This is a genomic window from Streptomyces sp. NPDC090127 (genome assembly GCF_044746945.1).
Taxonomy (GTDB): domain Bacteria; phylum Actinomycetota; class Actinomycetes; order Streptomycetales; family Streptomycetaceae; genus Streptomyces.
The window spans coordinates 1-1,660 of record NZ_JBIVDE010000021.1 but is presented as its reverse complement, the minus strand read 5'-3'; the positions used below and the strand labels follow the sequence as shown (position 1 = coordinate 1,660).

The window sequence follows — 1,660 nt, the reverse complement described above, 5'->3', positions numbered from 1 at the left end:
GGGGCGTCGAGGGAGCCCATGGGGGTCGACTTGGTGATTTTGCCGACTTCTGAGGTGGGGCTGTACTGGCCTTTGGTGAGGCCGTAGATCCGGTTGTTGAAGAGCAGGATCTTGAGGTTGACGTTGCGGCGCAGGGCGTGGATGAGGTGGTTGCCGCCGATGGACAGGGCGTCGCCGTCGCCGGTGACGACCCAGACGGACAGGTCGCGGCGGGAGGTGGCCAGGCCGGTGGCGATGGCGGGGGCGCGGCCGTGGATGGAGTGCATCCCGTAGGTGTTCATGTAGTAGGGGAAGCGGGAGGAGCAGCCGATGCCGGAGACGAAGACGATGTTCTCTTTGGCGAGGCCGAGTTCGGGCATGAAGCCCTGGACGGCGGCGAGGACGGCGTAGTCGCCGCAGCCGGGGCACCAGCGGACTTCCTGGTCGGATTTGAAGTCTTTCATCGACTGGGTGGCGTCGGCTTTGGGCACGAGGTTGAGGAGTGTCTCAGCCATCGATGGCCTCCTTGAGTGCCGTGGCGAGTTCCTCGGCCTTGAACGGCATGCCGTTGACCTGGGTGTGGGAGCGGGCGTCGATGAGGTATTTCGCGCGCAGGAGCATGGCGAGCTGTCCGAGGTTCATCTCGGGCACGACGACGGTGTCGTAGTGGGCCAGGAGGTCGCCGAGGTTTGCGGGGAGGGGGTTGAGGTGGCGCAGGTGGGCCTGGGCGATGGGGTGTCCGGTGCGGCGCAGGCGGCGGACGGCGGCGGTGATGGGGCCGTAGGTGGAGCCCCAGCCGATGACGAGGGTGGTGGCGTGGTCGGGGTCGTCGACGGTGAGGTCGGGGACGGTGATCCGGTCGATCTTGGCCTGGCGGGTGCGGACCATGAGGTCGTGGTTGGCCGGGTCGTAGGAGATGTTGCCGGTGCCGTCCTGTTTCTCGATGCCGCCGATGCGGTGTTCCAGGCCGGGGGTGCCGGGCACGGCCCAGGGGCGTGCCAGGGTCTGCGGGTCGCGTTTGTAGGGCCAGAAGACGTGGGTGCCGTCGTCGAGGGTGTGGTTGGGTCCGGTGGCGAACTGGACTTGTAGGTCGGGCAGTTCGCTGGTGTCGGGGATCCGCCAGGGTTCGGAGCCGTTGGCGAGGTAGCCGTCGGACAGCAGGAAGACCGGGGTGCGGTAGGCGAGCGCGATCCGGGCGGCCTCGATCGCGGCGTCGAAGCAGTCCGCGGGGGTGTGGGGTGCGACGACCGGGACGGGTGCCTCGCCGTTTCGGCCGTACATGGCCTGCAGGAGGTCGGCCTGCTCGGTCTTGGTCGGCAGCCCTGTGGAGGGGCCGCCGCGCTGGATGTCCACGATCAGCAGCGGCAGTTCCAGGGAGACCGCGAGCCCGATCGTCTCCGACTTCAGCGCCACCCCCGGCCCCGAGGTCGTGGTGACCGCGAGGGAGCCGCCGAACGCGGCGCCCAGCGCCGCACCGATCCCCGCGATCTCGTCCTCCGCCTGGAAGGTGCGGACACCGAAGTTCTTGTGCCGGCTCAACTCATGCAGGATGTCCGACGCCGGAGTGATCGGGTACGAGCCCAGATACAGCGGCAGATCCGCCTGACGCGACGCCGCGATCAGGCCGTAGGAAAGGGCCAGGTTCCCGGAGATGTTGCGGTACGTGCCGGCCGGGAAGGCC

At 68.5% G+C, this 1,660-nt stretch carries 2 protein-coding genes; both read right to left on the bottom strand.

Going from position 1 to position 1,660, the window contains the following annotated elements; all coding sequences use genetic code 11:
* Positions 1 to 494: 2-oxoacid:ferredoxin oxidoreductase subunit beta (locus tag ACIPPS_RS32525; RefSeq protein WP_401439742.1), on the bottom strand; the 494-nt coding region annotated here is incomplete at its 3' end.
* A partial coding sequence (locus tag ACIPPS_RS32520) for a 2-oxoacid:acceptor oxidoreductase subunit alpha (RefSeq protein ID WP_401439740.1) occupies positions 487 to 1,660 on the bottom strand: 1,174 nt, incomplete at its 5' end. The genes ACIPPS_RS32525 and ACIPPS_RS32520, both read right to left, overlap by 8 nt.